Annotated in this window: 17 protein-coding genes and 1 pseudogene; 14 read left to right on the plus strand and 4 right to left on the minus strand. The window is 46.4% G+C overall.

What is annotated here, in order from left to right; all coding sequences use genetic code 11:
* Positions 1 to 37: 37 nt before the first annotated feature.
* From CS022_RS24905 to CS022_RS14630, 13 genes and pseudogenes are all read left to right on the plus strand, one after another.
* The gene (locus tag CS022_RS24905) at positions 38 to 199 is read left to right on the plus strand and encodes a hypothetical protein (protein ID WP_161569645.1); all 162 of its coding nucleotides are present in this window, start codon (positions 38 to 40) and stop codon (positions 197 to 199) included.
* 11 nt (positions 200 to 210) lie between these two features.
* The gene (locus CS022_RS14580) at positions 211 to 3,891 is read left to right on the plus strand and encodes an Ig-like domain-containing protein (protein ID WP_129122907.1); all 3,681 of its coding nucleotides are present in this window, start codon (positions 211 to 213) and stop codon (positions 3,889 to 3,891) included.
* Positions 3,843 to 4,007, plus strand: a pseudogene (locus CS022_RS28135) (Ig-like domain-containing protein); the annotation flags it as partial. The gene CS022_RS14580 and the pseudogene CS022_RS28135, both read left to right, overlap by 49 nt.
* 18 nt (positions 4,008 to 4,025) lie before the next feature.
* Complete coding sequence (locus tag CS022_RS14585; RefSeq protein ID WP_129122908.1) at positions 4,026 to 10,475, plus strand: Ig-like domain-containing protein; 6,450 nt, start codon at positions 4,026 to 4,028, stop codon at positions 10,473 to 10,475.
* Positions 10,476 to 10,516: 41 nt separating this feature from the next.
* A complete protein-coding gene (locus CS022_RS25440; RefSeq protein WP_235869521.1) occupies positions 10,517 to 10,741 on the plus strand; it encodes an Ig-like domain-containing protein in 225 nt (74 codons plus the stop codon).
* Positions 10,742 to 11,197: 456 nt separating this feature from the next.
* A complete protein-coding gene (locus CS022_RS14595) occupies positions 11,198 to 12,274 on the plus strand; it encodes a hypothetical protein (RefSeq protein ID WP_129122910.1) in 1,077 nt (358 codons plus the stop codon).
* Positions 12,274 to 12,798 (plus strand): hypothetical protein, encoded by a 525-nt coding sequence (locus CS022_RS14600; protein WP_129122911.1) that lies wholly within the window; start codon positions 12,274 to 12,276, stop codon positions 12,796 to 12,798. The genes CS022_RS14595 and CS022_RS14600 overlap by 1 nt, the downstream gene beginning before the upstream one ends.
* On the plus strand, positions 12,741 to 13,511 hold the full coding sequence (locus tag CS022_RS14605) for an HlyD family efflux transporter periplasmic adaptor subunit (RefSeq protein WP_235869526.1): 771 nt from the start codon (positions 12,741 to 12,743) through the stop codon (positions 13,509 to 13,511). Before CS022_RS14600 ends, CS022_RS14605 begins: the two co-directional genes overlap by 58 nt.
* A gap of 3 nt (positions 13,512 to 13,514) precedes the next feature.
* Complete coding sequence (locus tag CS022_RS14610) at positions 13,515 to 13,988, plus strand: hypothetical protein (RefSeq protein ID WP_129122913.1); 474 nt, start codon at positions 13,515 to 13,517, stop codon at positions 13,986 to 13,988.
* A complete protein-coding gene (locus tag CS022_RS14615) occupies positions 13,981 to 14,436 on the plus strand; it encodes a hypothetical protein (protein WP_129122914.1) in 456 nt (151 codons plus the stop codon). Before CS022_RS14610 ends, CS022_RS14615 begins: the two co-directional genes overlap by 8 nt.
* 50 nt (positions 14,437 to 14,486) lie before the next feature.
* Positions 14,487 to 16,238, plus strand: a complete 1,752-nt coding sequence (locus CS022_RS14620; protein ID WP_161569647.1) for an EAL domain-containing protein — start codon at positions 14,487 to 14,489, stop codon at positions 16,236 to 16,238.
* A gap of 88 nt (positions 16,239 to 16,326) precedes the next feature.
* The gene (locus CS022_RS14625) at positions 16,327 to 18,270 is read left to right on the plus strand and encodes an ATP-binding cassette domain-containing protein (protein WP_129122916.1); all 1,944 of its coding nucleotides are present in this window, start codon (positions 16,327 to 16,329) and stop codon (positions 18,268 to 18,270) included.
* A gap of 168 nt (positions 18,271 to 18,438) precedes the next feature.
* Entirely contained in the window at positions 18,439 to 19,077 is a 639-nt protein-coding gene (locus CS022_RS14630; RefSeq protein WP_129122917.1) for a hypothetical protein, read from the plus strand.
* 43 nt (positions 19,078 to 19,120) lie between these two features.
* Here CS022_RS14630 and CS022_RS14635 read toward each other — a convergent pair whose 3' ends face one another.
* Complete coding sequence (locus tag CS022_RS14635; protein ID WP_129122918.1) at positions 19,121 to 21,769, minus strand: PKD domain-containing protein; 2,649 nt, start codon at positions 21,767 to 21,769, stop codon at positions 19,121 to 19,123.
* Between the two features lie 595 nt (positions 21,770 to 22,364).
* Here CS022_RS14635 and CS022_RS14640 point away from each other — a divergent pair.
* Complete coding sequence (locus CS022_RS14640; RefSeq protein ID WP_161569648.1) at positions 22,365 to 23,585, plus strand: transglycosylase SLT domain-containing protein; 1,221 nt, start codon at positions 22,365 to 22,367, stop codon at positions 23,583 to 23,585.
* A gap of 108 nt (positions 23,586 to 23,693) precedes the next feature.
* Here the strand turns inward: CS022_RS14640 and CS022_RS14645 are convergent, their stop codons facing one another.
* The 3 genes from CS022_RS14645 to CS022_RS14655 all read right to left on the minus strand — a co-directional run bounded on the left by CS022_RS14645 (position 23,694) and on the right by CS022_RS14655 (position 25,802).
* Positions 23,694 to 23,933: a hypothetical protein gene (locus CS022_RS14645; protein ID WP_129122920.1), complete on the minus strand. Its 240-nt coding sequence runs from the start codon at positions 23,931 to 23,933 to the stop codon at positions 23,694 to 23,696.
* A gap of 303 nt (positions 23,934 to 24,236) precedes the next feature.
* The gene (locus CS022_RS14650) at positions 24,237 to 24,827 is read right to left on the minus strand and encodes a glutathione S-transferase family protein (RefSeq protein WP_235869522.1); all 591 of its coding nucleotides are present in this window, start codon (positions 24,825 to 24,827) and stop codon (positions 24,237 to 24,239) included.
* Positions 24,828 to 24,863: 36 nt separating this feature from the next.
* Complete coding sequence (locus tag CS022_RS14655; protein WP_161569649.1) at positions 24,864 to 25,802, minus strand: Gfo/Idh/MocA family protein; 939 nt, start codon at positions 25,800 to 25,802, stop codon at positions 24,864 to 24,866.
* Positions 25,803 to 25,827: the final 25 nt, after the last annotated feature.

Here is a 25,827-nt window from a genome sequence, read left to right on the forward strand (position 1 = left end):
GACGGAACGGTGACGGTCTCAGCGGTGGTGACGGACGATGCGGGGAACAGTTAAGCAGCTTAATGACAATCTCAAGCTGGATACCACTGCCGATGTCAGTGAAGACTTGACTGTTGATATGGTGGCGTCAGATAGAGAAACAAACAAAGCAGAAGCGACCAACGTTCAGATCGTCCTCAACGGATTGGATGAGACTTAGCGTCTGTTGTCGTGGTCTTCGTTGATGACAATCTCGGCGAAACCCAAGCGGTTAACCTGACAAAAAATGGTTCCAACTGGGAAGCAAACCCCTTCGATATTTCCAGTCTTTCTGATGGAACTGTCACCGTCAAGGCGTTGGTGACGGACAATGCGGGTAACACCAAGGAAGTCACTAATACCCTCGAGCTCGATAAAACTGTGTTTGCGCCAGACAGTGTCAGCATTGTTGAAGACACCAATGGTGACGGTTTCCTCAAAGGGTCGGAATACAAAGACAAAGTGCAAATCAGTGTTGATTTGCCATCTGACGCGGTCGCCAATGACATTATTACGATCAACGGCGAAGATACCACGCTTACTCAGGCACATATCGACAGTGGCGAGTTCATTAAGCAATTGGATTCCCCCGCAGAAGGCGAAACGCTTAACGTCTCAGTCACCATTACTGACCAATTTGGCAACGTGTCTACCGTGGCTAAAGACAGTGTCAAGCGAGACACCATGGCAGATGCCGATGGGAACCTCACTCTCAACATCCCTAATTACCTCAATCTGACCAGCGAGCAGGAATCCACATCTGTTGATATTACTCTGACTGGCGTTGATGCTGACGTGACAACAGTAACTGCGGTCTTCTCAGACGGTAAAGACTCTGTTGAGGGCACACTCACCAAAGGCACCGATGGCACCTGGTTCATTAATGCTGACCTGAGTGATCTTGACGACGGTAATATCGAGATCACGGCAACGGTGACTGATGAAGCAGGCAACACAGCACAGGCAACAGAGTCACTTGTTTTGGACACAGTTGCTGACGAGGGTGTGGCTTTTGACGTCGTGATTGGCAGTGATTACCTCATTACCAATGACGAGCAGAAAAGCAGTATTGATATTAGTTTTGTTGGCGCAGATAAGGATGTCGACACCATCTCTGTGACCTTTACGGATAAAAACAACAAAGAAATAACCCTGTCACCGACTAAGCAGGGAGAAACCAGCTGGGTATTTGACCCTGCGCCAAATCTCACCGAATTCAGCGACGGCCCGATCACTATTAGCACTTTACTTACCGACCTCGCTGGTAACACCAAAGAAGTCACCAAGTCCCTGACTTTAGATACAACGGCGGACGAAAATGATGATTTAAGTGTGGTGGTTGATGCCCAGTTTGATGTTACCAACCTGAGTGAAGTCAATGATGTAACCGTGACCTTATCAGGTGTCGACACCCATGATACCAAGTCTGTCGTCGTCACTTTCGAAGACAATGATGGCACAACAGTGACCACAGCGGCAGCACTGGAAAACGGAGAGTGGGTGATTGATGCCCAGTCGTTGAGTTCGCTTGCTCAAGGCCCAGTCAGTGTCACTACTGTGGTTACCGATAATGCTAACAACACTGCGACAGCAAGTGATACGCTCGAAATAGATACCGTTATTGATGAAAACAATGACTTCGATATCGCTGCAATACTCGGTGACAGGCTGGCGAATCTTGTTGAGTCTGGTCATGTTGAACTGACTGTTGACGGACTTGATGACGATATCACGGTGTTCGACATTACCTTCACTGACACAGATGGCAATACTGTCAATGCAGAGGTCAACAAATCAGGCAGTACCTGGACCATTGAACCAACGGATATTAGCGAACTGAAAGATGGCCAGATAACCATCAAAGCCGCAATTCAAGATGATGCAGGCAACAGCACTGAAATAGAGAGAGAAATGACTCTCGATAAAACGGCTGATGCTGATAACAACTTTGCTGTTGAGATGTCATCAACGGATGGGACGGTTAATGCTGAAGAAGAATCTAACGTTAAGATCAATCTTGTCGGCATTGATAAAGACGCCGATACAGTGGTTGTTCAGCTAACAGATAAAAATGGAAAAGTTCAGGATGTCACTGTCTCTGAAAACAACGGTGTTTGGTCAATTCCTGAGTTTGCGTTGAATAACCTTGCTGATGGCAACGTTGATGTGAAGGCGACGGTGACAGATGCGGCGGGCAATACGAAAACCGTCACTACCCAATTTGATCTGGATACACACGTCGATACGGGTGAGGCGTTCGCCGTCGTGATCAGTGATGAGTTTGAGACCGTCAATATGTACGAAGTCGGAGATGTTCAAATCGGCGTCGCTGGTGTTGATGACGATATCACGGAAATGACTGTCAATTATGTTCAGGGCGGTAAACGTGTTGAAGGTGAGGCCTACCAGACAGACGGTAACTGGTTTATTCGCAACGTTGATCTGACTGATGAGTTTAATGATGGCCCTGTCGAGGTTGTGGTTGCGATTTCTGATGATGCAGGGAACAGCACGGAGCAAAGAGCTGAATTGTCGTTGGACACAACGCCACCTGCTGCACCACGCGTGAAAATACTCGACCGCGGAGATGATGAGTATATCAACGCCAACGAATACGACAGCAAAGCACAGGTAGAGGTCACCTTTGGCAGTGATGTCGTCGCGGGTGACATCATCAGTATCAACAGCAATGTGGAGTATAAAGTTAAAGCGTCAGACCTTGTCTCGAAGAAAGTCGTGATCGACATTGATTCTGTTGAAAATGGTCAAGAACAAGTCGCCTCTGTCATCATCAAAGACGCGGCAGGAAACCGCTCTGATGCAACAAAAGACAAAGCAATGGTCGATACCACCATTGCATTGGACGGCCGGCTTGATGAAGATTTTGATGGTGGCTTTGAAAGTGATGATGGATTAACCAATATACCTACACCTACTTTCTCGGGTGTCTCAGACCCGGGTGCTAGCATTATGCTGACGATAGATGGTCAAGATATCCCTGTTACCGCAAACGAAACCACAGGAGCATGGTCTGTTACTGTCCCCAACCTCGAAGATGATACCTATGAATATTCTGTGGTAGCAACCGATGCAGCGGGTAACAGCACTAGCTTGACCGGGCAGGTGGAAATTGAAACCACAGCACCAACAACGTTGACAGCCAGTTTGCATGACGATATTGATACTGGCGTTAAGGACGATCAGCTTACCAATTCTGTTAACCCTAAATTATCCGGAAGTGTTGAGGCTGGGTGTCGTGTGAAGGTTGAAATCGATGGCCAAACGTACGACGCGACAGTGACAGGCTCAACGTGGGAAGTGGGGCCATTCAATGCGTTGGCTGCCAATCAAAGCCATGACTACAAGGTTATTGCCACTGATATTTACGGCAACGTCAAAGAGCTTAATCAATCTCTAAGCATTGACACGGTTGCACCAACAGTCACGTCAGACATCACCCCGGGTGCGCAGGGCTCAGGTATCAATATTGATGAACCGACGAATACCATTAACAGTAAAGGTCCAGCCTTTAACGGTACAGTTGACAATGATATCAATACTGTAACAGTCACCTTTAACGGTAAAGATTATCCTGCCGCCGTTGATAGTGCGGAAGGCACCTGGAGTATCAATGCGGTCGATCTTGTCTCGACAGATGGTACTTATAACTACAGCGTGAAAGCCGTCGACAAAGCAGGAAATAGTACTGTCGAGAACTTCAAAGTGATTGTTGACACTCAGGCTGCGGTGACTCTCAATCTGGCTGATGCCTCGGATACCGCAGGCTGGATGATGATTCTCTCGCAACGGACAATATCACAAAACTGGCACGGCCTGAGTTCAACGGTACGGGTGACCCGGGTGCAGCAGTAACAATTTCGTATGTCCACAACGGCAATACAATAACCAAGTCAGGTACTGTTGCTGATAACGGCAACTGGAGCCTCGAATTCGTCAGCGACATACCACATGGCGCTCATACCATCACCGTTGAACTCGAGGATGCGGTGGGTAATACGGCTAGTCAGACTCTGGATGTTACCATTGACCTTCAAGTGCCTGAGGCCACTGTTGCAGGGCTTGATAGCGACAGTGATTCAGGCGAAGCTGGAGACCAGTTGACCAATGTCACCCGGCCAACGATTGAGGGCACAGCAGAACAAGATAGCAGGGTGGAGATTACGGTTGGCAACCAGACTTACCTCGCTACTCGTGATGGTGACAAGTGGACATATATGTTTGACGAGATTGACAGTGATGGGGTGGTTAATTACACCGTAAAAGTCACCGATGCTGCGGGTAACTCGACGGTTGAGACGAATACACTCACCATTGATACCGCGACACATCTCACTGTCAAACTATCAACAGAATCCGATCCTGAACAGGATGGTTATACCAATGCTTCACATCCGAAAATTGAGTTTACACAAGAGCAAGGAGCAACCGTTAACGTTGTTGTTACGAACACAGCAACAAGCGTAGTGTTCGGAAATTGGAGTTATTCGCAAGAGTCGACATCTTGGCATATTGCGCCAGAGATACCTGAGGGAACCTACCTGTTTAAAGTGACGGCGACAGACAAAGCAGGCAACACAGAAATTGTCGAGCAAACCTATACCGTAGACAGAACAAACCCAGAAAAACCCACGGCCGGTTTATCTGCTGGGTTTGACACAGGAAGCGATACCGCTGACACCATCACCAACGCTGATCAGCCGAGATTCTCAGGCAACGCGGAGCCACACGCAAAAGTCACCTTCACCCTCAATCCGGGGCAGGCTGATGAGGTTGTAAAAGTTATTCAAACCGATGAAAGTGGTGATTGGTCTTATCAGCTCGCTTCGAAGCTGACGGAAGATAAGACCTACGATTATACCGTCGTCGCGCAGGACAGAGCAGGTAATACGTCTGTTGAAACTGACGGCCAGTTTACGTTGGATACCGAGGCGCCATCATTCTCATCTTTGTATGCCGAAGATGGATCGAATCAACAACTGACCGACTGGACGTCAAAAGAAGATGCGGCGGACTTTTCCATCAAAGGCCAGGTTGCCGGTGAGTCTGGAGTATCGAGTGTTAAGCTGACAATCAATGGTTCTGAAATTATCAAACAGGACACCCTCACTAACGGTCAGTTCACTATTGAATTGAACAACAATCTTCCTGAAGGTAACCATACGCTGAGGTTTGAGGTTGAGGACCTTGCAGGTAACGTGTTTACCAAAGTGCAAACACTGGTTATTGACCGTTCTTGTGACCTGACGGCCAAATACTTAGGAACGGATACCGGAGAATCTAACAAAGACGGTATTACCTTTGACAAGACACCGACATTTACTGGAACCACAGACAAGAATGCTACGGTATTTATCGTACTGACTGGCGGGACAGACAACCAAAAATATGAGTTCGAAACGACTGCTGATGACGAAGGTAACTGGGAATACCAGACAGATGTTGAGCTGTCTGATCAAGATTACACATGGACGATACACGCCACAGACCCATATGGCAATACCAGTGAGAGTGAGACAGGAAACCTTACGATAGATACGGTGGCTGCGACCTTCGACTTTAGATTGGACAGCAGCCATGACCCAGACGGTGACTCGATCACCAAAGACCGTGAGCTGACATTTAGCGGCTTAACCAGCGAACCAAACTGTACGGTGAAATTGTATCTGGTCGATGGTGAAGACCCGATCACCGTGAAAAGTAATGCAGATGGTAATTTTACCCTCACAACCGAAACCCTCGATTTCCAAGTCTATGACTACAGGGTTGTCGTCACAGATATAGCAGGAAATGAATCTGAGAGGACAGGCTCATTCACCGTACTGCCCGAGAATCTAGATCTCACTGTTAATCTGGATATCAACGACAATACGGGCGCTGTCGACGACCAAGCTAATCCAATTACATCTGTGACCTCTCCCAGAATTCATGGTGTCGCCAGCCCGGAAGCCACTATCACGATAAAAGTCATCGATAAAGATAATGGGAATAATGTTGTTCATACATTAACCACGACGGCAGACAGAACAGGCCTCTGGGATTTTGATTTGCCTACGCTATCCGACAATGGCTATGCCATTGAAGTGAATGCTGTCAAAGGTGATTACAATCAGACTGTGACAATGCCGCTGACCATAGACACGGCAAACAACCTGACGTTTGAATTGGAAAACGATACGTCGGATGGTTTGGACATTACTTACGCCAATCCAGTGAAAATTTCCGGGCAATCTGATCCCGGTTCGACGGTCACCGTGGAAGTGGGTGGTGAAAAATACATTGCTTATGCTAACGAAAGCACTGGCTATTACAGTGTCTTTGTTACCGCGTTGGGTAATGGCGAACATACGTATACAGTTAAAAGTGTCGATAAGGCGGGTAACGTTGCTGGCTATGATGGTGGAGAGATTACCGACGGCGCTGCGGGGGTTGGCTCCTTTGAGATTGACCGAGAGGCACCAATCATCACGGCAAATCTCGAAAACGACAGTAACATTGCTGACGACGGTATTACCAAAAATGCCAATCCAATATTCAAAGGCACGGTAACAGGCACCTACGAATCTATCTACATCGATCTCGGCACTTCGAAGCATTATATCTTCAAAAAAGGGACGGGCGCCGTTGATCTGGTTGATGAATATGGTAATTGGACGATTGAATTACCAAACCAGGAAGCTGGGACGTACAACTATAAAATTGTTGCTACTGATCTGGCCAATAACAAGGCGGAGATCGGCGGTATTCTTCGCATCAAAACGGATATTAAATTCGAATACTCGCTTGATGAGGGGCAGGATGGCGTCAGTGCTAACGACCTGATCACTAACAATACCCAACTTGAATTTTCTGGTCTGACTGACCCAAAAAATAAGGTTATAGCTAAGCTTTATGGCCCCGGTGATACGCTGCTCGATACGCTGGAAGATACCGCAAGTAACTCCGGTTCGTATAACATCAACTTCCCACAAACCTTGAATGATGGTGTTTACCGCGTTGTCTTCACAGTCAGTGATCTCGCAGGCAACGAAGAGACATTCAATGTTACCAACATCACCTTGGATACGACTATCGGTAACCTCACTGTGGGGTTAGATCAGTCTGCTGAAACGGGCGATACAGAGTTGTTTAGTAACGCAAACAATGATGGTATCACCAGCCGGACCAACCCAATTATAGCTGGGCAAGGTGAAGCCGAAGCCAAGATACACCTTATTGTCAGGGACGAAAACGATAATATCGTGCTTGAGAATGATACTTACGTCAGCAAAGACGGTACGTGGTCTTATCAGATGCAGGGGCTAACGGACGGAGGCTATTCGATTCAGGCGACAATGTCTGACAGAGCTGGCAATGAAACGGTATCACCTGTGACCTACGATATCGAGGTGAAAACCAGTGCGCCGTCACTGACGTGGAATATCGTTGAGGACACTGATAACAGTGCCATTATCAGTGAAGCGGAATACAAAGCAGCAACTCAGGAGGGCATATTGACCTTCACAGGTACGGGTGACAGCGGCGATAAGGTGCTGGTCGTGATTGGTGGGCAAGAGTACTATGCCGACGTGGGCTCTAACGGCCAGTGGTCGCTGAAAACAGATAAACTGCCAGACCTTAAATATCCGTTCACCGTTCAGGCCATTGATGTCGCGGGTAACATTACGACACAGGAAGGCGAGATCATCGTTGATTCAGGTATCTCTCTTGAACTCGATTTAGCAGATGACACCTATCTGCAAGGTGACTACAAGACTAACATAGATAACCCGAACATTAGCATTACCACTGAAAAAGACAACGAACTGACTTTTATCCTCCGCGACAGTAACAACAACATCATTAAACAGGAAACATTTGTCGCCGATTCAACCTCCTTCAACTGGAAAATGCCGGACGGCTATACCTATGTCGATGGTAATTACTCTCTCGAAGTCCAAGCGACAGATGTTGCAGGTAATGAGACCACCCAGACGATCAACTATACCGTAGATACCACTATCGCAACGGCATCCGGGATCACTGTCGGATACAACCAGTGGGGACACCACCACACTGGCGCTGATGATGGCGTTTACTACACCAATATGAAAAACCCTGACCTAAGAATAAAAACTGATAGCGATACGGTTCGGGTCTGGATAAAAACGGAAGATGGTACGACGTCAACCAGCTCGGACCGCGTAGGTGGCGCATTCACGCTTCATGTGCCGGGTTCACTAAGTGGCGGTTCTGAATCACAGGCTGACACCCACACTGTGACGGTGATTCAAATCGATGCCGCGGGTAACAAAACCGAGCAAGACGTTCAGTTGAGCATTAAGAACTATAACATGCCATTTTCGTGGCAGCTTGAAGGCTTCAACAAAGAGGGTGGGCTCCATCACGGCAACCTTGAAGGAACCCCTGTCCTTAAAGGTGAGTGCACGCCAGGGCTGACAGTCGTTGTGCGTTTATCCGGTAACGGCGTATCCACCACACTGACCGCGTTAGTTGATGACGACGGCAATTGGGAAGTGGACTTTCCGAGAGAGTTTCAAGATGGCGTGTATACCATGCATCTTGATGTGTCGGACAAGTGGCACAACATGGACTTCTCACACAATAACCTGATTGCTATCGATACTTTTGCGCCTGCATTCGACTACGGCGCGAGTGGTGATCTTGATGAGGGCAATGATGTTCTATTGAATACCAACTCGGGGACATTGAGTGGAGACATAGAGCCAGGGGCAACGTTAGTACTTGTCATTGGGTACGGCTCAGAGTCACCAACAGAAGTGACCATCACGCCGAGCGAAAACGCATGGGAGCTCGATCTTTCGTCATTGAATTTAACGGAAGGCGTGGTCAACAACTTAGCATTAATTGCCACAGACAAAGCGGGCAACGTGACGACCAAAGCGTTTGATCTCAAAGTTGATATGCAGGTCGAGCAGCTCACCTACAGTATCGAGGACACGGGGTCAGATACGACTGACGGAGTGACCTCGAATAGCACCATCTCAATCGCGGGCTTGGAAGCGATGGCTGTCTGGGAATACTCAATAGACGGCGGTATAACGTGGGAACTTGGTGTTGGGGCATCATTCGATGTGTCTCAAGGCAACTACGAAGCAGGTGATATTCAGATACGCCAGACCGATATGGCGCAAAATGTGGCTGTCACTGAACTTCCGGCATTGACCTTTGACCTCACTTTACCTGCTGCGACAGTCAGTCTGAATGACCTCGGGGCAAGCGACAGCGATAACATCTCTAAATCAGGCACTATCACTCTGGATAATTTTGGCGAGGGAGAAACATGGGAATATAACCTATTGTTTGGCTATGGCGATTGGGTAACAGGGGAAGGGAACAGCTTTGAATTGGCGGAAGGTAACTATGGCGCAAGTCAGATTCAGGTGCGTATTACCGACCCCGCTGGCAATGTATCTCTTAAATTGTTATCTGAGATGTCGATTGATAAATCGATAACGGCACTTTCTTTAGATATTGCCTCAGTAGATTCAGCAGACTCTGATTTCAACACAAGAGATGGCGTGTTTACCGTATCGTCAGTGGAAGCTGGCGGTAGCTGGCAATACAGCACTGATGGCGGTAACAATTGGCATTCAGGAACTGGAAATCAATTTGCGCTATCAGCACAGGGTAGCTACGAAAAAGATGCCATACAGATAAAACACATCGACGTTGCGGGTAACGAGAAAGTGACTGTCTACCCGCATGCCATTACCTATTCAAACCTTAATGTGCAAAGCATCTCCACCGCAAACGACTCGGTAACTGAAGGAAGCAAAGATGCACTCAGCTGGACGGTCGAGTTTGATGGCCAGCATGCCGGTACGCATAGCTTGAGTCTTCAATTTACTGGCACAGATGGCTTTGACAGTAATGATGTTGAGAGACTCGAAGTTACCTACATGCTGAATGGACAATCGTTCACCGATACTGTGTCGTTCACTGATATTGGCGATGTCGAGTGGACAATTCCTGAATCTGCAGAACAAGCAACATTTAACCTCTTTACCCAACAAGACGGCAAGCTTGAAGGGAATAAGAGTATCACGCTGAATGCTGCTGTTGATGATGATGGCAGTTGGGTAATGGCTGACAAAGCCGCGACCATCAACGATGACGACGCCGTATCGATAAGTGCTCAAGAAGACAGCAATACTGCCGATTTTATAACTAATAGCACCACGCCGACATTTGAGGGTGAGGTAGAGCCGGCGCCACCGTCAGCCTTACAATCGATGGAACGGAAGTGGCAACAGGAACTGCTGATAATTTTGATGGCAGCTTCCAGCTTGATGTACCGCAGTCAGCCGGTCTCAGTGAAAATAGCTACAACTACACGCTCTCAATCAGCTACGAGAAAGATGTCGGTGGGAAGACTGAAAGCATCACCACAGAGAAAACAGGCAGCTTCGAGATAGATACTACGCCACCAGCAATATTCCTCGACAATGCTGAGAGCTTGCAAGAGGGAGATGACAGCATGGGAGGCAGTGGCTATAGCGGTAATGACATCGGTGGCACAGTGACGGTTTCCAGAGACGGTGAAGAGCTGGGTACCGCAACAATACAGGATGATGGCTCTTGGCAAATTGATAACCCAGGCTATCAAGCTGGAGATGGTATTACTATTTCCATAGAGGATGTGGCAGGCAATACATCGATGAACGATTACAATATCGGATAATAGTCGGTATAAAGATAAAAATTTATTTTATAAGGTATTAAAAACAACCTTATACTTAAAATGTGAGGGTGATAACAATATCAACAAGCCTCACCAGGGATGAATGACACGCTTTCAGGATGAAATCTTCGGTGTCGGAATCTGAATTATTCCATTCGGAATAGGTTTCGTCTGAAATATTAACCGGATATAAGATGGCTGATTATGAAGGCTCAGAATTCACTTTGCTTATTTTTTCTGACTGCAATGCAAAGCTTCTCCGTATGCCATGCGTTTGAAATTTCTCATGACGTAAATAGGTCAATAAAGTACGGAGTATCGTTTAATGATGTTTTTGAACAAGCATTATATTCATCTAGAGAATATCGAGCGATACAGAAAGAGTTGTTATCCAATTCTGAACTTTCAAATAAAGAACGGAATTACTATTACCCTAAAGTCCTCCTATCTGGTGAAGTGAAAGAGAACTATGGCGAGCCGATCAAAGATCCGAGAACAACGGCTGATGTAAAACTCACCGTTAACTCAAAAATCTACGGAAGCCAAACACAGAACAGACAAGATGCCGCGGGAAATAATGTCCTTTCTTCTGATTTCACCCTGATGAGTAAAGAGATGGAAGTGTACTATATCGTACTGAACTTCCTGACAAAAATTGAACGGACAAGACTGTATGAGCGACAAGCAAAACAGATAGGCAGAGAGATTGAGGTTCATTACCAGCAGCAACTAAGGGCCTCAAGAGAGGGGGTCGGAACGCAATCTGATGAAGTGGATGCACGATTAAAGAAATCTCGGTTTAATCAAACGGTATTCGGTATTACGTCTAAGATCGATAATTATTTCCGCGATTTAAAAAGTGAAACTGGTTTTATGGTCGAGGGCGACCCTAACGTTGCGTATAAAAAAATAGGCCTCGAATACAGTAATATACTACCGCTTCTCGAAACCACACCAAGTGTTCTGACAGATGAAATGCTGGTGGATAAAAACTTTGGCATTTTAAGTAATATTAAATCGTTGGAAGCAACGAAACTTTCGAGCGAAGCTGGGCGTGAAAGATTCAAAATAATGCTAAATAATGAGAACGCTGTATCGTTATTGTCTGGTAGCCCTTCATCAGGTGTGAATACAGGTGATACAGGTAATTCTTATGTGTCTATAAAGTTTGAGCTTGATGTATTTGATCACGCCTTAGAAAGTGATAAACGTTCAGCACTTTATTTATTCGAGGCTGAGAGAGAAAAGCTATTTAAACGCGTTGAGGAAATGTCAGCAGAGTCGGAAGCGTTAACATACCGCTTTGAAACCTTGGTTAAGAAACGCAGTTCGATAAATAAGCAAATCAAGCTAAGTAAAGACCTCATCATCAAACAGAAAAAAGAAATCGTACTCGATAAAGTAAAAAGTATCGATATTGTTGATAGCCTGACATCACTGAATCAGTCTTATATTTCGCTGATGAATATAGAACTCGAGCAGTATGACATCATCTATAAACTCCTCGAAATGAAGTCTGAGAGGGCGTTCTGATGCTAACAAAGAGAAAAGAATTTGGTTACGTTCTCTTGCTGCTCGTCGTGTCAGTATTTCTTTATATTTTGTTTGTTAAAAAGATTGAAGTGGTCGCGCCTGGCACAGGCTTGACGGGCATCAAAGAAAGTAACGTCAATTTAAAAGCACCGGAAAGTAGCTACATCGTTGAAATTGTGTCATCTCAGGGCACCGAAATTCGCACGGGCGAGCCGCTGCTTCGTTACCGCAATATGGCCGACGAGTACCAACTTGACCAAATCACCCAAGAGCTGAATATCGACAAACGTATCTTTCAGGAACTGGAAGATGAACGCTGCTTTTTGCTCAGTGACCGATTCAGTGATTCAAAAATTGAGCAATTGAAGAGAGGTTGTAGTGGTGATGAAACTTCCTATGGCGCGGGTGGCTCTATATTCTCAGCTTCTACGAAGATTATCTGCAAGAGAAAAAATACTTGCTTGATATGGCGATTGAACGCCAGAAAAAAGCAGAAGAGTTACTTAATAAGCGAAAGATATTAGCGACCAAGCAAGCCATCCACCGCAAAGCAAACGGATCAACACTTCGGTTTTATGATTTGAAAACCGAGCTTTCAGACCTTAATAGCGAAATCGTCAGTTTTGACATCAGTAACCTTGAAAACCAAAAGAAGCTCAGCGATAAGCTTATGGTTTTCCAAATGCGTCGATCTGAGCGCCTACTGACCATCGATGAAAAGCTCGATACTTTGCAGATGGAGATCATTCAAAAAGAAAATGAGCTGAGTCTGCTGTCAGAGAAGAAACAAAAATCGCTCATCCGCTCTCCCATTGATGGCACTGTGCTTGAAATGACTGAGGGCTTGTCTGTCGGTACCTTTGTGCAGGAAGGCAGTTCACTCTTTGTGCTCAAGAAAGAGGGGGCCTCGCAGGAAGTCTCCGCCAAGTTTGATACCAAATATCGTCACTTCCTTAACGTTGGCCGTGATGTCAAGCTGAAGATCAACTCGCCGGGCTTCAACAAAGTGTTCTCAGGCAGAATATCTGAACTCAGTTCCGACTCCTTAGCCTACGAAGAACAAAACCAATCGGGCAAACGCTATTACCGCGTCACTATCGAACCTGACCAGGAGTTTGTTGATCTCTCATTGAATCTGGGTATGGATGTGCAAGTCTTCGTTATTGACGATGAAGTCAGCGTGTTTGGCTTTATCCTCAGTGTGCTTCCCAGCGATATTCGATTTGATGTGTGGTAAGCCATGATTGGATTTGTTTCTGCCTTATCCGCCTCGCTCGCGATCATTATTTTGGTCACCATCAGTGCGTTGGTGGGTTATATCGAGTCGATTTTCCCTACTCATGGCCTGATAAAGATCAACGAGAGCAAATATCGCTATGTGATGAAAGGCTATTACATTGACGAAAAGCTGCTGAGAGAAGTCATTCTCACCGTCGATGATGTGGGACTGACAGAAAAGGTCGGCTCATACCAGACAGGCTGTAACTATGGGTTTAATACCAGCGAGCGTGAGATGACGGTGATACCGACCTTCAATTACGTCACCTTGAACCAATATTTTTCCAGCTCGATGCCGATCGACAACATCATGGTCATAGAGGAAAAAGGACAAATTAACACGTGTTTCATCGACATAAATCTCGGTGAACGTGTGTTGCCGGGCTCAGAAGAGACTGAGCAACCCGAGACAGTGAAGGAGGACGAGAATGGATGATGACAGCCTAGCCCCCTTCGTCGATGCGTTGGCATCAGCACTGATTGTAATGGTGCTGGTTTCTATTTTTTTCCTCGTCCAAACGGCAATGACTGTGCAGGAAAAAGCCAAACTGATTGTCATTAACGACAAACCTATCGAAGAGAGTGAGCCTGCACCCAACCCTATTGTATTTCGTGAGTTGATAAACATCGACCTCGACAATAACACGCTGACTTACTTGCTCAATTTCAAAATGGATGAACAGTTAATCACGCAAATCCGCAGCCAGATGTTGTCCGGTCAGACGGTAGAAATCACCGTGACCAGCTCAGATGCTGAGAAGAAAAGTGTGGTGAACATGCTGCGCTTTCTTGGGTTTATGGATTTGCCCGACGAAATAGATGTGAAAACAAAGATTGAACAGTCTGACAAGCTTCTGTCGACATTAAGCTGGGAGATAAATTGATGCACTTTCTAGGAATCTTATTCTACATTTGTATCCCACTTGGGGTATACATGGTGGATACGACGCGTTCATTCGTCATGCAGTCGCTTGAATTGTCTCCTGAAATCACCATATTGATCATCATTGCGTTTGCCTATCCGCTGATATTATTTTTTGCGGTAATGGCGTATCACCTGACAGATAACCGACGCTTCTCGCTCGAATACTACAAGGGACAGGTTAACCTCTGTTCATCGCTCTGTGTGTCTTTCGGTCTGATTGGTACCTTTGTTGGCCTTGCCTTGATGATTGAAGGTATCGCCTCAGGTATGGGTGTCGAAGGTGATTTTTCGACCAAAATGGCATCACTGCTCGGCGCGATCAGCTCAGCCATGGATGCAATGTCACTGGCCTTCCTGACGTCTATTTTGGGTGTCAGCGCCTCAGTTGCGATTCTCTTCAGTACTAACTTCTTCAGCTCGTACTTTCTGACTCATGGCCCCAGCAATGAGAAAGAAGGTTACCGTGCGACGGCGGCAGGCGGCTCGGGTTCATCAACCACCAATATTGTGGTTAATAAAGACTCGGAAGAAAGCATCATAGTGATCAAAGATGCGCTGCGTGAATCGCTCGAGATGATCTCCAGCAAAGAAAAGGTGTGGTCAGATTTATTCCTGCTGATGCAGAAAAGCTCCGGCTCAACCGTCGTTGATCAACTGAACAAAATACTTTATCGCAACAATCAGCTCGTTGAGCTGATGTCTGAGCAAATCAAGCAGATGCGTCAGGAGCAGTCGACAGGTCTTGAGGGTATTCAGGTCTCGATGAAGAAAAATGCCGACCAGCTGTCGGATGATTTCACCCAAGTGTCGACGGCGCTGGATACGGTGTCTTCCTCGGTGGAGAAAATGAACGAGGTAGTGGCTGAGAGTCAGAATATGACATCGGCAGTCATTGAGAAAACCAGCAACCAAATGACAGAAGTGATCAACCGAAACCTCAGAGAGCTGAGCAAGGTTGCTGAGATCCTTGGCGATATTCGCCTCGCGGTTGCGGTACCGATTGAAGACGCACTGAAAGATGCGCTCCGCCAGAATGTATTTACCTTGATGTTCCAACCTGTTTTCCATGGCAATGGAGAAGTGAAGGGGGCAGAAACCTTCTTACGCTGGGAGGACCCGGTGCGTGGTTCGGTGTTAACTCGTGACTTGCTTGATGCTGCAAGAGAGGCTGACTTGTTAAATGATGTCGACCGTTGGGTAATGGTCAACGCGATTCGCCAGCTCTCTAAGTGGTACTTCGATGGAAAATGGCAAGACTCGTGGCAGCTTTCGATTAACTGCAGCAGCGAACGCCTGCTCTTCCCGTTGTTCATGGCCGAGCTGACCTCTGAGCTGGAGAAAGCCAAGATCCCGCCGAAATTGCTCGCCTTTGAAATCACCGAACAAACCATCATGGATAACCCTGAAGCAGTCAATGACAAGATGATGCAATTGCACCGTCTGGGTGTCAGTGTCTATCTTGACAACTTTGGTACAGGCTTCACGTCGCTCGGCAACCTGAGAAACATGGATATTGACCGGGTGAAAGTCAGCCGAACTATCACAGATGGTATGACGCAGGATTTATCCGGCGTCACCTCAATCATCCGCTCCATCATGGTTATTGCCAACGAAATGGATCTCAGTGTGTCTGCTGAAGGCATAGAGACCAAAGAACAGATGGAGTTGCTCAAACGTGAAGGTTGTAGCATGTTCCAGGGTTACTACTTTGGACGACCTAAGTCACCGGAAGAGTTCATTCTCGAATACATCAGAAACTGATTTTTGCTTTAGGCGTCGTGCATTTTTCGATGCTACGCCTTATCTCTATCGTTTTTGGTGTTTCTGAGGTTGAAAAAGGCAAGTGTCTATGAAATCGAATATTGAACAGTTAGTCAGAAGTACGCACGCCCGATTTGACTGGGACCTTTTCTCGCGTCTGGATAGCGAGAACGTTGATGCATTCCTTTCTGATATCAATGACAACTTCTCTGATCCTTTGTTCGAGTACCATCTTCACAGAAAACTGGTGTCAAATGTAGAAGATCTCCCTGAAGCCTTTGTCACGCTGGGTTACGACTCGATGTATGTTTATCGGACCGGGAATACCTATGTCAGCGAGGGCGTGGGTAAGGTTGACCCTGAAACACTGATCGCGAAAGAGATTGTTTATATTCAGGACTACCCCAAGAAGATGTCTGGCAAGGGCTTTGTCGAAGTCATTTATGCTCTCTATCCAAAAGTGAATTTTTTCCTGCTGGCCACCGTGCCCTTTGTGATCATTCCTGCTTTTTATTCAAACTTGTTTAACACCCGCCTTATCTTCAATGACATGGTCACTACTTTGTTCTATGTCACCATGGCCTTTCTGCTTCTCTGGGGCGTTGATTATGGGATGAAAAAGGTCATCAAACATCGCCACCTTAATCGTATTGACGAAAATGCGCTGAAAATAGAGCGTTACATGCTCAGTATTGTGCCGTATTTACCCACGGGCAGCGCCTTGATGAAAGTTCGGACCATAGAATCAAACAGGAAGACGATTTGGGAGAATATCTCGGGTGTTATTGTCGACTTTGTCAGTATTTGTCTGGTTGTCGGGATCCTCTTTGCCTTCATTGGTTTTTATGCGTTTGGCCTTGTGCTGTTTTATTTTGGCGTGATGTTAGCGGCAACCTACATGCGTTACCGCAATTACACCATGTACATTGAGCTTGAGGCCGCGCAGCAAGACTTGTTGGCTGAGCGGATTTCATACTACAAAAACAACACTCATTTACGTTTTCTGGATGGTGCGGCCACATTGGACAGCTTCGAGCAGTCCTGCAAAAAGTCGTACCATTCTGATCACGGCATCACCAGTTTTAATTTCAACTGGGATGAACTCGTCAGAGTTACAACGTTCCTCGCCAGTACTGTGCTGTTCACTGTGATCTTCTTTTCATCGAAATCAAACCCTGAAATTTTCAACGTACTGATTGCCTGTTTGATCCTTAACGGGCGGGTTGCGTCATCCGTCGTTAGTTTGGTGACTAAGTCGTTCTTTATTTTGGTGTCGACGTATCACATGAATACGGCGCTGAAAGATGTGTTTGAGTCCTTCGACGACAAGCTGTTTTCAAAAGGAATGCAGTTAGACAAGATTAACCGCATCAGCCTAAACAATGTCGCGATCATGACCGATGAGAAAACGCTGGTGCAGGACATCAGCGCGAAGTTCACCAAAGGTAATATTTATGGATTCTACGGTAACGTAGGCTCGGGTAAATCAACATTGATGCAGACGATTCTGCGAAACCACCATAATTATTCTGGCAGTATCGTTTTCAATGATTTCTATAATGTCAGAGATATCGACCCAAATGTATTTGGCAAACGCGTTGCGTATTTAGACCCATCGTCAGACTTTCTGAAAGGCTCACTGTATTCCAACTTCTATGTCCGTGGGGTGAGAGATACTGGCCAGATTGCCAAGGTGTGTAGCAGCATTTTCCCTGATGCGATGATTGATTACGAGTTTGTCTTTGTCCGAGACATCACGACGATTCCTATGTCTACAGGACAAAAACGTAAGCTTCTACTGATGATGACATTGAATAAATCGAAAGAAGTGGTGGTGTTGGACGAAGCGTTCATCAACATGTCTGTCGTCGACATTGCTCAGTTGATCGTGTTCTTGAAAACAGAACTTAGCCACGCGATCGTGTTTATCGTCAGTCATGACAGACAAATTCTTAATCAGCTCGATAATCTTTTCGAGATCCGTGACGGTGGCATGACGAACATTAAGAACTCCATTGTGAAGGTGGTGTAGGTGGCACGTTGAGATACTTACGTGGCTTCTTGCGCCTCCAATTTACGTTGATTCTCGTATTTTAGGCGCAGTTTCGAGCGTGTTATCGCGTAATCTGACCTTCTTTGATCAGGACCGATGCAAAACCGTTATCACCTGAGCGATAACCACGGGTGACAGGTAGAAGAAATGGGTGTCAGTTTTCCACGTTGGTGTGTTTTCGTCGTCTTCATGTTGACTGGCTGCGAGTCCGGCCCGAAACAGAATGCTTATTCAGGTCCTGATTCCGCCAAAGTGCCAATCACTTCCGTTGTTTTTCCTTCCGACATTGAGCAACGTGTATTTTCACTGCGTCGAAATAATCTTCACCCTCAACAGACACAACAATTTATTACATCTATTGAATCAATAACGGTCACTGACATCCCTTTTTTTGTCTACAGCGATTCAACGTCTAACGAAGAAAAAGAACAAAAAAAAACAACCTTGTGGTTTGATGTCGATTTGTATCAAAACAGCCAATCTCACCCTTATACCAAGCAATCTGTGCAGTGTGACTCTAACGGTGTGGAGAGTTGTCAGGGACTCAGTAGCTACCAACTATCGTGTGATAAGATTTCGTCAATTGCGGTGTTAAATTTCCGAATTACCTCGGTCAGTGACGACGCTGTGATCATGAATCGTGACTTCAGAGTGAGGAGCGAGGAAGATACTTGCAAACAAAAACGCGCCGTCGGCGGTCGTTCACCTGGCGAGCTCTTGGATCCTCTCTTTCGGCAAGTGGCGGTTGAATTGCAGTTGCTTGTGGATATCGCCAGTAGTCAGTAAAAAGCGCCCGAAAGGCTCGGGCGCTTTTTTGTTTACACAGCGATTATGAGCAATCTCCTAGTTTCTTCCAAACACCCCATTGTCCGGTTGACGAAGGGTTTTCTCCCTGTGTCCACCATTTGGCTTCATACTCAGCGTTGTTGTGCTGCACTTTATCACCCGTTAGGTAGACCGCACTTTCGTCCCAGACAGGCGACGAACAGTTATTGTCAGAACCGCCACTGACACTGAATGTTTCGCTCGCGGTATCGGTTAGGCCTTCTTCATCAGTGACGGTTAAAGACACTGTGTAAGTACCTGATGTTGCGAACGTGTGACTCGGTGAGGCTTGTGTGGACGCGCTGCCATCTCCGAAGTCCCATGCGTAGCTGGCGATAGGTTTATCATCGGTGGATTGATTGGTAAAAGACACACTCAAACCGGAAACCGTTTTTGCAAAAGCGGCGTTAGGTGTTTGGTTATCACCATTGCCACCATCCCCTGAACAATCTCCGACTTTATTCCAGACATTGCTGTATACATCGGGCGCAGCGCCAGTCGACCACCATACCGCCTCATAGATATGCCCTTTGAACGAGACACGGTCACCTTTGCTATAGGAAGTTGTTGCACTCCAGGCCTTTACATCACACGTCGTTGCGTCATCTTGGACTGTGACGGTTGAGGTTACTGAATCTTCTAGTCCTTCTTGATCTAGCACTGTCAGGCTTACGTTATAACGTCCGGCCGATGCATACGTGTGAACAGGATTCACGTCAAATGACTCGGCACCGTCGCCAAACTGCCATTGGTGAGAGGTTACTGCTTTATCGTCAGTTGCGGTGCTGGTGAATCTTGCCGTCAGCTTGTCGGTTGTTACGTTGAACTGCGCGTCAGGTGCCGTGTTGTCAGTGCCTGATACGACAGTTACGGACTTACTGATGGTGTCAGATAGTCCTTCCTGATCTGCAACGCTGAGCGTCACTGTGTAGGTGCCTGATTCTGCGTAAGCATGAAGAGGGTCTTTGATGTTAGAGGTTGTCTGATCACCAAAACGCCAAGAGTAGCTGACAACCCCTTTATCGTCAGTCGACGCATTGATGAAGTTGACAGAGAGACCGGACTTCTGCGTGGTGAAGTCAGCATCCGGTGCCTGGTTCTCGCCCGTTCCTTTACCGGAGAGGGTTCCACTGATTGTGTAGTATCCCAGCGATGAATATTTGGAGAAGCCGTGTTGTGGTGTGCCCTCAGCACCGCCTGAAATGACCAGTGAGTAGTCACCTGCGTTGAGGCTTTCATTGAAGGAGGCACTGCGGTCAACAGGGTTGTTTGACTGAGCCACTGTCTGACCTGCACTGTTACGAATAACAGCGGAAACATCCAGCAAGCCACCACCAATATGCTCAGCGCGATCAATCGACAGATTTACCCGACCTCCGTTTTCGCCAATGGTGAAAGTGAAGGTATCTGAATCTGTATTTCTTTCAATCTGGCCGCTATTGTTCTCTGCCAGTACGGCACCTGAGGCAGAGATATCGAGTGGCTTAGTACCTGATATATCATCGGACTTGAAAGGAACAAAGCGTTGAAGAATGGCGAAGTCATCTTCACGGTTGGATGCGCCGTTATATTCACCTTTACTCCATTGATAAAGTGGGTCGCGCCAGTTGGTACCAAACCAGATGTTACCCATAACAGGCACCCACTGGTAATCTGCGATGCCTTCATGGTATTCGCCACCCGGCTGGCCGCCGTCATGGCTAAGGTGGAACAGATGGCCAAACTCATGGGCGGCGATACGGCCTTGCCCGTACGCATCATCTTCTCGGTAAAGAGTACAGAAGGTGGATGTGCCAAACGCGAACGCGCACGAAGAGCGACCTGTCTGACGATACATGGTACCGCCACCACGTTTACTTGGCGCAGCGCGGTTATATATGTCTCTGTCCGTCGTGACGTTGATGTCCAGCATGGAAAAGCTGGCAGCGACAATCTGCCATGTGGTCCAGATGAACTCTTTTGACACATCATAGGGTTCGCCATTTGCCATCACATTTCGTGTGTCTATCAGCAGGACATACTGAGAGCCTGGTCGGCTTTGCAGTTTACCAACATGCTCGCCATTGTAATCACCGATATGAGGGGGCGCATCCTCCGCAGCGGGGAGCGAAAATTGCGCGCCAGCCGGTACATCACGGTGTGAGTGGTTGCCGAAGTGACAATCTGGCAAGACATCGGTTTTGGCAATTGCAGATACCGAGACTTCACCATTCTCTGTACGGTATTCGTAAGCGTCGTTGTCATTCAGGATGACCCAGCCATAAACGGCGTCCTTGTTTCCCTGAAGAATAAACCGCGAACCCGGAATCGAGGCGATTTCACCATCAATAGACAGGGTGCCATCTGCTTCTACGAAAAGGTTTTCAGTGACAGCAGTCAGTAATTTCCCCTGACTGTCTGGTAGTGTTAGTTCCGCACCTGCAAGACTAAGGGGCTTACTCGACAAAGCACTCCTTGACAGAGCTGACGGCGCGATTCCGACACTTTGAATGAAGGCATCGGGTGTTCCCAGCGTAAGTGGTGTCGCTAGGGTACTTTGATCTTGGTTGGCGATGGCGACGTGCGGTGTCGCTGCAATCAGGCCCAGAGCCAGACAAAGTTGCTTGGTGACATTGTTGATACTGAAACTCACATCCTGTTTTTCCAGTCTCATGGTGTGTTTTCCTTTGTTGATATAGTAAACACAGTGCGTTGAGCAGAATAATCACGGCACTGAATGATTCCTTTCTTTTGGGGAAACCATGTCTTTTGGGCTTATGTTTCCATTACAACGGCTCAAGGTCAGGCCTTTTGCTTTGTGCTCTTTTTGATTTTGCTGACGCCCTCCGGCAGGGGGCATAATCGTCAGGTTTGAGCTCAGCATTGGGCGCTATTATTTGCTAAATGAATGGTTTATCAACGAGATAAAACACTGTATTGATAAAAACAAAAGAAGAGATACAAGAATGTGAAATGATAACATTATCAATTTCAGTTAAGTGTAATTTATTCAATGGTTTATTTCTGTTGGTGCGGGCTCTCCGTCTGCCATCATTCAATGGGAATTAACAGTCTTTCTTGATCTAAGCGTTGAGTTTGATAGCAGTGATGTGTCTTCACATTTTGCACATCTCATTGAATGAAACCATCATAAGTCGTTGATGCTGGACTTCGACTTTTCCTGACTGCACTACACTGCAAGTATTAATAAATTTACTTTGTCTGAAATGCAAAAACAGGCTCATTTTCTTGTTTTGATAGGATGCGTGATGAGTTATTCACTCACTGCGTTGGCCTTTTATGCGACGGACAACGTGCCTACCATTGATATTCTCTCTATTGCACGCAGCAGTAGTTCAGAGTTTTCTCAACAAGATTTCTACCAAAGGAAAAACACACAGTCTCTCTACCTAAGTGGTTTTGATACACGAAGAGAGGAACTACTCAGGGTTTGGATGCAACCCATACAGTCTTCCCCTGAGCGCTATGTTTTTTATGGGAAGCAGCATAATTTTCGACTTATTGTCGACTATGTTTCTCGCCACATTGAATTTGAGCTGCTGAAATCTGATGCAAATAACCGCCTCGCTGATATAAGCGGATACTTGCTTCCTGAATCTATCGGAGATTGGAATTATCGATTCCTGCTTCGTCACGGGTTAATCACACTGTTCAGCCTGTCTGAGGGAGTCATCGAGCAACAAAAAGCTATTAAGCCTGCGATCCTCTTCGCTGAAATCGACAGCCATCGAGAACAACAGTTGAGTGCTGTTGATAGAAACTTACTGCTGAGCCGGCACAATAAGCAAAGTACTCAGAGGAAAATTGAAGCAAACATTAAAGAGCGTAAGAGACGCTTGGCAATGCAGCTTAATGATACACAGGTCAGTAAATACGAAGCTATTCAGCGACATAAAGTTGTGTTTCCGCCGTATTTCTGGTCTAGAGAATATGCGTTATATCTTGACCATTTTCGATTTCATGCTGATTTGACCAATGTTGAATTAGGTTTTTTGCTGGCAATTTCTCAGGTAGAGACGGGGTTTAACCCGGTCTCTAAATACGCGGGCGCTGCCTACGGGATTATGCAGGTGTCGCCGCACAGTGCAGGGCTTATTGTCTCTGAACTGGTTTTTCGTCGGGCGACATTGCCCACCGCCGATGCCTTGTATGTTGCTGCCGTCAACATTTTCTACGGCACAAACTATCTATCGGCGTTGGTCAACACAACTTTTTCCGACATAAAGGACAGAGATAGCCGCTTATTATGTGCTGTTACCGCTTACAAAATCGGTTTAGACCAGTTGTTGAAGGTCTTTGAACATCCGCAGGGAGATATTGAAGGGTTCAATAGAAAGATAAATATGTTGAGTCGTAAGCAGGTGTTCAGGCAGCTTGTCAGAGACCTGCCTTATAAAGAAGCGCAGCAGTTTGTAATCAGAGTGATGGCAGCGACGAAAGCAATGCGGCTTGACCCGCCTCTGAAATGACAAGGTGTGCATGTCAATTTTTGAGGAAATAGAGCGTTTATTGGCTTCGGGTTAGTTGATTTATGAACCGCGGCTTCGTGCCGCGATTCTGCAAAAATTCTTTCACGCTTATTCGCCATCTCGACCCTGATTTTCAATCTTTTTAGTGCCACATGTTTTGCAAGTGACCACTAAATCGAGTTCATCTAGCTTTTTCACCAACATGTCAGTGGAACCACCAATTATGAATGTTTCCCATATCACTTTCTTAACACCACCCCAAAATGTGTTTGGGTAACGGTCTTTTTTCTCTTGAAAGTGCTGAGTATGCTTAGTGTATGCATTACACGTTTCGCAGAAGCTTTCCATTGTCATTTTCCTTTTTTACATGCCGACTACAAATCTGCCTAGTCATATCACCATGACTGGTTAGGCAAACATTGGCGTAAACAAAATATATATTCACAGCGGCGTAAGGAATAACATTGGGTAGTTTTCTCATAGCCAATCAGATCAAAAATGGATGTTAACTGGCTGACTAAAATCATAATTTATCACAATTCATTGTCATGTCATGCAACGTTTTTGTGATTTAAATCCAAAGTGTGGAACATGTACCTTATTGATTAATATACATCTTAAGTGATGTTCCTTCTTTGTCGCACACCGTTTTTACTGCAGGTTGATTGGCCATCTGGCAAGAAAGCGCCTGAGGTTTGGGAACGACAAGGGTGGCGCAGACAAACCGCTTCCCCAATGCGCAAGCATGAACAAAAAGTAGTCGCAGGCTGTCAGTGTGTTGCCGCAAAGAAACGCTGAGTTAGCCAATGTTTTATCCAGCAAGGCAAACATCTCCGTCAGTCGTTCCTCCTGCGCGCGTTTGATTGCTTGCGAATCGCCGTCTGACTCTGTATGACGCTCGGGATAAAAATACATCATTAGTTCTGGTTGCAAACTGGCGGTGAGATAAAACAGCCACTGATGAAAGGTGGCGCGCTCAGTCGTGCCCAGTGATGGTATCAAATGACTCTCTGGATGTTTTTCACTGAGGTATAAACAGATTGCTGCACTCTCAAACAGCACAGTCTGATCGTCTACCAAGGTAGGAATTCGTCCTGTTGGATTCAGAGCGAGGTAAGCATCAGACTTTTGTGCCGCCGATTTTCTATCGACTAATTCAAGTTGATAGGGCACACCGAGGTGTGCCAATAACATGTGCGGCGCAAAGCTGGCATTTCGTGGAAAGTAAAACAGCGTATACATGAAAGTGCCTCATAGCGCGTTTAGATAGGGATGAAGTTAAGTGTCGCCTTCCGCCAAAGTCCTCTCTATCATTTTTTGTACTTCAAGTGCTTCACGGAGCGTCGCCAATTTGTTCTTTTCGCCAGCCATGAGTTTGATTAGTTCGCTTAGGTATTGGTGCTCGCCATTGACGGTGACTTCTTTCCACGTGTCGCCCTCTTTAACTTCGATCATCCGCCAATTCAGTTCACGAATAGATTTATGTTTTCCCGTAAGTTTCCATTCGAGGTAATCTTCGGCGACGACATCACTTGATGCTTCCAACCTGACCGGGATATTGCCCGAGAGGTAGTCAGCATTGACAAAGGTTTCAGACGATCTGTCGTCGGGGTAGTTCACCTCTGCGTTTTCAAGCGTCATGGAGCCAAGCAATCGCTGGTGCATAAAAAAGAAATGCGTAACGACTTCGCGCAGAAAGCCACCTTGCTCTTTTAAGCTGAGCCAACTACTGGCATTTTCCTGCCATTTACGCGGCCACTGGCTGAAGTGAATTTGCATCTCAACATTTTCGATCTCTTCCTGGGGGATATCTGAGAGCAGTAGCTTTAGCGTATCAAGTGAGGGACTGGCTGCTCCGGGGAGGTTTACGACAGCAGGTAGGCCGCTTTTCTCGACATCTTCAACCAGTTTTTCTGCTGCTTCTATGTCGACAGCGAGCGGTTTTTCAACCCAGATAGCCTTCTTCGCCTCGATTGCTTTGTAGCAATAATCGATATGGCTTGCTGGTGGCGTGCCAACATAGACAAGATCAACATCACTGCGAGTAAACATTTCATCGGGTGATGAGAGTGCGTCCGTGCCGCTATCGAGCGCTTTCAGTTTTTCTAAATCGGAATCGTAGACACACGAAACGTGAAATGAAGAATGTTTTGATAGTGCTTGGTAAATCCTTTGGCCAATGGTTCCAAAACCAATGATTCCAACCGAAATGGTCACAGTTCGCTCCAGTTGTGTTTGTGCT

This window comes from Veronia nyctiphanis (genome assembly GCF_004116385.1).
Taxonomy (GTDB): Bacteria; Pseudomonadota; Gammaproteobacteria; order Enterobacterales; family Vibrionaceae; genus Veronia; species Veronia nyctiphanis.